6 protein-coding genes are annotated in these 7,958 nt (G+C 68.6%); 5 read left to right on the top strand and 1 reads right to left on the bottom strand.

Going from position 1 to position 7,958, the window contains the following annotated elements; genetic code table 11:
- Positions 1-119: 119 nt before the first annotated feature.
- Positions 120-1,886 carry an apolipoprotein N-acyltransferase gene (gene lnt, locus GF399_09360; protein ID MBD3400526.1) on the bottom strand — a complete coding sequence of 589 codons (1,767 nt, stop codon included), beginning with the start codon at positions 1,884-1,886 and terminating at the stop codon, positions 120-122.
- Between the two features lie 359 nt (positions 1,887-2,245).
- Here lnt and GF399_09355 point away from each other — a divergent pair, with 359 nt between their 5' ends.
- The 5 genes from GF399_09355 (at position 2,246) to GF399_09335 (ending at position 7,099) form a co-directional block, all read left to right on the top strand.
- The gene (locus GF399_09355) at positions 2,246-3,025 is read left to right on the top strand and encodes an ATP-binding cassette domain-containing protein (GenBank protein ID MBD3400525.1); all 780 of its coding nucleotides are present in this window, start codon (positions 2,246-2,248) and stop codon (positions 3,023-3,025) included.
- Positions 3,026-3,034: 9 nt separating this feature from the next.
- Positions 3,035-4,150 carry a SufD family Fe-S cluster assembly protein gene (locus tag GF399_09350; GenBank protein MBD3400524.1) on the top strand — a complete coding sequence of 372 codons (1,116 nt, stop codon included), beginning with the start codon at positions 3,035-3,037 and terminating at the stop codon, positions 4,148-4,150.
- Positions 4,151-4,371: 221 nt separating this feature from the next.
- Complete coding sequence (locus GF399_09345) at positions 4,372-5,271, top strand: MBL fold metallo-hydrolase (GenBank protein ID MBD3400523.1); 900 nt, start codon at positions 4,372-4,374, stop codon at positions 5,269-5,271.
- Between the two features lie 84 nt (positions 5,272-5,355).
- Positions 5,356-6,294, top strand: a complete 939-nt coding sequence (locus tag GF399_09340; GenBank protein MBD3400522.1) for an EamA family transporter — start codon at positions 5,356-5,358, stop codon at positions 6,292-6,294.
- Between the two features lies 1 nt (position 6,295).
- Complete coding sequence (locus GF399_09335; GenBank protein MBD3400521.1) at positions 6,296-7,099, top strand: methyltransferase domain-containing protein; 804 nt, start codon at positions 6,296-6,298, stop codon at positions 7,097-7,099.
- Positions 7,100-7,958: the final 859 nt, after the last annotated feature.

Raw genomic sequence — 7,958 nt, 5'->3', positions numbered from 1 at the left:
TTGGAAACCCCTGGCCGGTGGCGCCGGAACACGGGACCGCTCAGGCCCCGACAATGCTAAAAACCGCCGGACCGTCCCCCGGGAAACGGTCCGGCGTCGGCGAGGGCGCGGCGAAACGCTTAACCCTTCCGCCGGCGGCGCCGTTCGCGGTAGGTGTAGTAGACGGCCACCAGGGCCAGGGCCAGGCAGGCGCCCAGCTCGATCCGGGGCAGCAGGTCGCCGATGCGGGTGTACAGTGTCGGCCCCTCGGCTTGGGGCAGCCGCTGGACGATACCCGCCTCGACGTCGAGAGGCGTCGTTTGGCCGGGCCGGCCCCAGGGATCGATGAAGCCGCTGATGCCGGCGTTGGCGGCTCGCAGCAACGGCAGGCGGTTCTCCACGGCGCGCAGGATCGCGATCTCGAAGTGTTGCTCGGGCATGCTGCTCTGGCGGAACCAGGCGTCGTTGGTGGTCACCATCAGGAAGTCGGCTCCGTTGCGGGCGTACTCGAGGGCCATCTCGGGGTAGAGGCTCTCGAAGCAGATCAGCAGACCGCCGTGGGCGATCACCGGCTCATCGGGCAGCTCGGGGACGGGGAGCAGCTTAGCTGAGACCTCGGGCAGCCGCCGCGGCCGGTAGCCGTCGGGCATCCAGCCCGTGCGCGGTAGGGGCGGCGTCTCGAGGTCGGCCGGCGGCCAATCGGCGGCGCCCCGGCCCGGAACGACCTCGAACAGCGGCATCCGCCAGCCGGCGTCGAAGTCGCTGGCCCGGGCGATCATCTCGGCGATGATCGGGATGTCCTTGCCGAAGGGGATGGTCTCGGAGAAGGGCACCAGGTGGATCTTGTAGTAGCGCTCCAGGGGCTCGGGGTTGCCCGGCTCGTAAAGCAGGGCGGCGTTGAAGTGGCGCTCGGAGCCGCCGGGGCCGTCGAAGTCCTGGACCTGGGTGCCCACCAGGTGGCGGCAGCCCGACAGGTTGACGATCCCGCGGACCCAGTCCAGCCAACGGCTGCTCTTCTCCAGGTAGCAACTGGCCGCCGACTCCGGCCAGAGGATCAGGTCGGGCGGCTCCGCGGCAGCAGCCAACACCTCCGCGGTCTGGCGCTGGTAGATGCGGTAGGTCTCGCCAGTGGCGCGGAAGTCGTGATCCCACTTGAGGTCCTGGGCGATCCCGGCCTGGATTATCCCGGCGGTCACCGGGGGGGTCGTCGGCTCGGGCTCGTCGAGGGCCAGGGCGCCGCCGAGGTGGACGACGACGACCAGTCCCACGCCGACGCCGAAGAACGTGAGCGCCTTGCCGAACCGACGCCGCCGGATGAAATCCAGCGCCTCCGCCGCCAGGGCGTTGAAGAAGATCACTACGGCCGAGACGCCGTAAACGCCGAACAGGGCGGCGAACTGGACTCCGGCAAGGTTGCGGGCCTGCGAGTATCCAAAGGCCAGCCAGGGGAAGGCGTAGAAGCCCAGACTCTTGATATACTCCGTCGCCGCCCAGGCCAGCGCCGCAGCCAGCCACCAGGGCACCCGGGGCACCTTGCGGTAGACCACCACGGCCAGGATGCCGCCCAGGCCCGTATAGAGGGCCATCAACATCGCGCTGACCACGAAGCCCGGCGCCGTGATCGGTGCCATCCAGTAGAAGCCGCCGACGTTGACCAAAAACATGAAGGCGAACCAGTGACGGAAGGCCTGGGCCGGCTGCAGCTCCCGGGTCGCCGTGAACAACGGCACCAGGGCGAAGTAGGCCAAACCGTAGATCCCGGCCTTGGGGAAGCTCAGGACGTACAGCGCCGCGCCGCCCAGAATCAGCGCCAGACGAACGAAGACGTTGGGCGGCGACAGGGCCACCCGGCCGTCGAGTCGCTTGGCGTCGATCAGGACCGCCGTCTGGGTTTGCCGTTGCTTCATCGCTGCCTCGATTCCCGCCTGGAACGATCAGCCGCCGCGCCGGAGAACAGCGCGAGCGGATCCACGGCGCCCGGAACCGGCACGGTTTTTGCAACTCTGGAACCGCCGAAAACCGCCCTTCGGTGGCGACACCGCAAAAACCGTGCCGGTTCCGGGCGCGCTTGACGTCGCGGGTCCAGGTGCGCCCCGTGCGGAGCGAGCGGTTCTCCGGCGCGGCGGGCCGACGTCGACCGGAGAAGTTTAGAACACCGGGCCGAAGGGGTCAACCGCGACGAGTTTGACTAACATCGGTCGCGGCGCTACACTCGGTTTGTCGGCCGACGATGAATGTGGCGGCCGAATCCGACGGGAGAAGGCGGATGGAAAACCTGCTCGGGATCCACGACCTCCACGTCAGCGTGGAGGACAAGGAGCTGCTCAAGGGGGTCGAGTTGACGATCCCCCAGGGCGAGGTCCACGCCCTGCTGGGCCCCAACGGCTGCGGCAAGACGACGCTGATGATGGCGGTGATGGGCTTCAGCAAGTACAGGGTCACCCGGGGGAGGATCGTCTTCGACGGCGGGGACGTCACCGGGTTGGAGCTCGACGAGCGCGCCCGGCGCGGTTTGGGCATCGCCCTGCAGCGGCCGCCGACGATCCCCGGCGTCCGGCTGGGCGACATCCTGGACTACGCCGCCGCCGATGACGAGGAACGCTTCGAGGAGGTCGACCGCTATGTCGATGAAGCCCGGATGCGTCCCTTCCTCAACCGGGCCGTCAATCAGGACCTCTCCGGCGGCGAGATCAAACGCTCCGAGGTGTTGCAACTGCTGGCGACGAAGCCGCGCTTCGTCATGCTCGATGAGCCCGGCTCCGGCGTCGACCTGGATTCCCTCGTCGTGCTGGGCCGGCTGATCAACGACTTCCTCACCCGGGACGAGGCCCATCCCGCCCGGCGCAAGGCCGGTCTGATCATCACCCACTCGGCCCACATCCTGGACTACGTCGCCGTGGACAAGGCCCACGTGATGCTCGACGGACGGCTGACCTGTCACGGCAACCCCCGGCTGGTGCTGGAGAAGATCCGCCGCTGCGGCTTCGAGGAATGCGTGCGCTGTTTGGGCGCCGGCGAGGAAGCCGCCGCGACCCGGACCGACTAAGGAGGCACCGTGAGCGACAATCGACTGCCCGTCGGCGACGAGGACGCCCGCTCCCTGGCCGGGGTCGGAGTGACGGCGGAAACGGCCGAGCGCTCCGCCTCCTTCATCCTGCGCGACGATGAGCCCGTTTGCTCTCAGACCGCCGTCGAGGGCCTGGAGCTCAAGCTCATCGGCGACGCCCTGGCCGAGTACGGCTGGTTGGCCGACTACTTCTGGAAGCTGGTCGATCCGCAGACTGACGACTACACCCGGTCTCTGGCCGCCGAGGAGCGGCCCCAGGGCTTCTTCCTGCGTGTCCGTGCCGGTGAGAAGGTCGTCTTTCCGGCCCAGACCGGCCTGTTCATGTCCCGGGAGGGTTCGACCCAGCGGGTCCACAACGTGATCATCCTCGAGGACGGCTCCGAGCTGCACCTGATCACGGGCTGCGTCCTCAAGGAGGGGGCCGCCGGGGGCAACCACTGGGCCGCCACCGAGGCCTGGATCGGCCGCGACGCCCGCCTGGTCAACACCATGGTCCATAGCTGGGGTCCCGAGGCCGAGGTCTACCCGCACTCGGGGACGCGGATCGAGGCCGGCGGCTCCTTTACCAGCAACTACGTCTCCCTCAAGCCGGTGCGCAGGGTCGTCAGCAACCCCAAGACCTGGCTCGTCGGTGCCGGGGCCGACGTCAACTATAACAGCGTCATCCTGGGCGCCGCGGGCTCCCACATCGACACCGGCGGCGAGGTTCACCTCCAGGCTCCGGACAACGCCGCCCAGATCCTGCACCGGGGCATCTGCTCCGGCGGCAGGATCATCCAGCGTGGCCTCGTCGTCGGCGAGGCCGCCTGTCAGGCCCACGTCGACTGCTCCGGGCTGATCCTGGACCCCGGGCCCGCGGGCTTCATCGCCTCGGTGCCCGCCCTGCGCTCGCGACACGTCGACGCCGAGCTGTCCCACGAAGCCAGCATCGGCAAGATCGCCCCCGAGCAGGTCGAGTATCTGGAGTCCCGGGGGATGACCGAGCGTCAGGCCGTGGCGCTGATCATCCGCGGCTTCCTGGACACCGACATCGAAGGGCTGGGGCCGGAGCTGGACGCCCAGATCGCCGAGATCGCCGCCCTGGCCGAGTCCGCCGAGGGCTGAGCGCCCCCGCGGGAGACCCTTGAAAAACCCCTCGTCGAGTCAACGCCCTCGCGCCGCCGGAACCGGCACGGTTTTTGCATCTCGGCGCCCGTCGGAACGGCGGCGGCGGTGCGCCTCCGCAAAAACCGTGCCGGTTCCGGCGGCCCGCCGCGGCGTAACGGCGACCCTCGTCGTCAGGCTGTTTTTCAAGGGTCTCCCGCGGTGATCCGGAAGAGACGAAGATGGCCCGACGCATCCTCAGGCTCAACACCCCCTTCCAGTTGCGCGACGCCGGTCGCGTGCGTCGGCTGAGGTATCTGTCCGACGCCGAGCTGGAGGTCGACGGCGGCGCCTTGTTCGGTCCGACGGACCGGCGGGAGTGGGCGGCGGAGCTGGTTCCCGACGCCGACGGCCGGGTCCGGCTGACGACGGGCGGGCTGTTGGTGGAGAGCCGGGAGCGCCTGCTGCTGGTGGACTGCGGCATCGGTGACAAGCCGGAGTTGCTCGAGGAAACGCCCTGTCGGGTCCGGCGGCCGGGGCGCCTGTTGGAGAACCTGGCGGCGGCGGGCTACGCGGCGGAGGATGTCGATTACGTCGTGTTGACCCACCTCCACGCCGCCCACGCCGGCGGGGCGGTGGGCCTGGACGGCGAGGGCCGACTGCGGCCGAGCTTTCCCCGGGCGCGCTACCTGGTCCAGCGGGCGGAGTGGACGGCGGCGGCCCATCCCAACGCCTTCAACCGGCCGCTCTACCGCGGCGCCGACTACCGGCCCCTGCGGGAGTCCGGCAACCTGGTGCTCCTCGACGGCGAGGTCGAGGTAATGCGCGGAGTACGCTGTTTGCCCACGGGGGGCCATTCACCGGGGCACCAGGTGGTGATCTTCGAGGGTCGGGAGCGGGTGGCCTGTCACCTGGGCGACCTCTGCGCGACGCGGGCCCACGTCGTCCGCGGTCGTCGCGGGGCCTGGGAGGAGAACCCGGCGCGGATGCTGCGGGCCAAGGAGCGCTTCCTGGCCTACGGCTGGCGGATGTGCTGGACCCTGACGGCGGCGCTGGACCCCGATTACCCCTTCTTCCGTCTGGAGGGCGGCGACGCTTCCCGCAGGGCTGTGCCGGTGGAGGCCCTGAGCGTCGAGATCTAGGCCGCGTGATAATCAGCCGTAACACCACCTTGGTTCGCCGCCCTTCCGGCGGCGCCCTTAGCGTCGACCAGCCGGGATACCAGCATGAGTCAAACAACCACCTGCCGGACCCTGCACCGCCCCCGGGAGGACAACCCCCGGATCGGTTTCCTCTGGGCCCTGGCCAGTGTGACTCTGCCCTCGGCGGTGTTCTACATCATCCCGACGCTGAGCGCCGAGCTCGGGGTCTGGGGCACCAGCGCGGTCTGGTTTCCACTGGCCACGGGTTTGTATCTGGTGCTGGGGCTGTCCCTGGGCGGTCCGAGCCGGCTGCGGATCGACCGCGGCCAGCGGCTCAAGGTCATCCTGCTGGGCCTGGTGCAGACCACGGGGACGGCGCTGTTCTTCTTCGCCCTGAGCAACGCGCGGCCGGCGCTGGTCTCCTTTGTCAACAACCTGACCCCGGTGCTGGCCGCCGTGGGCAGCCTGCTGATCTACCGGGAACGATTCCGCTGGCCCCAAGTCCTCGGCGGGGTGCTGGTCGTCGGCGGGGCGCTGATGCTGACCTACTACGACGAGAGCGGCTCCCTGCCGGGGATCCTCTTCATGGCGGCGGGCAGCGTTTTCTACGCCGCCCACGGTTTGCTGGCCCGCCACCTGGCCAAGCGGGTGGACCCGGTGGCTCTGGGCTTCTGGCGCACGGGGTTGATGGCCGTCTGCTTCGTCGTTCTGGCCCTGGTCCAGGGGCGCTTCCAACTACCGACGGCCGGGCGGACCTGGCTGTTACTCGGCCTGGGCGCTCTGCTGGGACCCGTGGGCAGCATCTATCCCTACTACCTGGCCCTGGAACGCTGGACCGTGGGCAAGGTGACCCTGGTGCGCGGCAGCATGCCGGTCTGGGTGCTGGTTTGGGGTCTGGTGCTCTACGGCACGGCGCCGGAGGGCCTGCAGCTCCTCGGCGGGGCGCTGACCCTGGTCGGCGCGGCGTTGATCATCCTTTACCGGCGCCGCAAGGACGGCGCCGCGAGCGGGAGGGGGGACTGAGATGGACGAGCGTCTGCGCGCCAACCGCGACCACTGGGACGAGGCCGTCGGTCATCACACGGCCAGCGGGTTCTACGACGTCGCGGGTTTCAAGGCCGGTCGCGAGACCCTGGACCGGCTGGAGACGGCCGCCGTCGGACCGGTGGCGGGCAAGCGCCTGCTGCACCTGCAGTGCCATTTTGGTCTGGACACCCTCAGTTGGGTGCGCCGCGGTGCCCGGGCGACGGGGCTGGACTTTTCCGGCGAGGCGATCGGCTACGCCCGCTCCCTGGCCGCCGAGTTGGGACTTTCAGCCCGCTTCGTCCACGCCGAGGTCACCGCGGCCGCCGCCGTCCTCGGCGAGACCTTCGACGTCGTTTTCACCTCCTACGGCGTGCTGTGCTGGCTGCCCGAGCTGGCCCCCTGGGGCCGGGCCGTCGCCGATTGTCTGCGCCCCGGCGGACGTTTCGCCCTGGTGGAGAGCCACCCGGCGGCGATGGTCTTCGACGACGAGGATCCCGCCGAGCTGCGGGTGCGCTACCCCTACTTCCACCGAGGGGCCCTGCGCTTCGACGAGGACCGTACCTACGCCTGCGACGCGCAGATGCGCCACCGCACGACCTACGAGTGGATGCACCCGCTGGAGGAGATCGTCTCGGCCCTGCTCGGGGCCGGGCTGCGGTTGGTCGAGCTGCGCGAGTATCCCGTCGCCGCCTGGCGGATGTTCCCCTTCCTGGAGCGCGATCGCGAGGGCTCATGGCGCCTGCCCGACGGTCGAACGGACATCCCGCTGACCCTCTCGATCGTCGCCCTCAAGCCCCGCTAGCCGGTTGCGCGGCGGAGCCGTCGTCAAGCCGAACCCGACCCGCCGGGTTTAGTCGACCCGTGGAAGCCGACGCCCCGGTCTGTCGCGCAATTCAAAATGCTATCACAACGGGGATCACTAACCCCGTCTGCTGCGGATCATGCTGGTAACCTGCTGATAATAAGAGCGATGATCCACAAATCGCTGTCACCAAGCGAGTAGGCCAACAGTGGCGGCTAACTCAGGCGGGAACTACAGGAAAGGCTGAAGGAAAGGCTGATAACAGCGCGCTTGCATATGCCCGGGCGGCGGCTTGCGATCTACAGCCAATTCTTGTAATAATTAACGATCATCACAGAAAGTGAACATCAGCTATTGCGGTTGGGTTCTTCCAGCGGCGTGAACGGATCTGTCATCCCGCCACCGATAGAGGCGGGCAATGTGGCGGGGAAAAGCGGGTCGGGGGACCGGCACGTCAACTATCCCAGCTGCAACCCCCGCTATCACTACCGCTGGCCGACGGGCGCATAAGCGAGACAGCGCGTCTGTTCCGGCTCGGCGTCCCGGCGGCGCGGGTCGCCAAGGACCTGGGCATCCATTGTAATAAGGCATAACGCTACTGCAAGCCAATCCGCCGGCGCCGCGCCGCCGCTCGCCAGGCCGCGCTCGACCCGACCAGCTACACCGATACGCCGACGGCCGGCGGGCCCATAAGAAACTGTCGCTCAACGGCTTCCACCACAAGCGCATCAGCCACCAACAGGATTTCGCTGATGGACGGACACATATCAACGGCCTCGAGAACTTCCGGGGCTACGCCAAACGACGGCTAAAAGCCGACCACTGATGTTTCAAGCGCAACTCCAGACTCTTTATCCTT

The sequence above is a fragment of the Candidatus Coatesbacteria bacterium genome, assembly GCA_014728225.1.
In the GTDB taxonomy this organism is placed as follows: Bacteria; RBG-13-66-14; RBG-13-66-14; order RBG-13-66-14; family RBG-13-66-14; genus WJLX01.
This window is presented reverse-complemented; position numbering and strand designations above follow the sequence as displayed.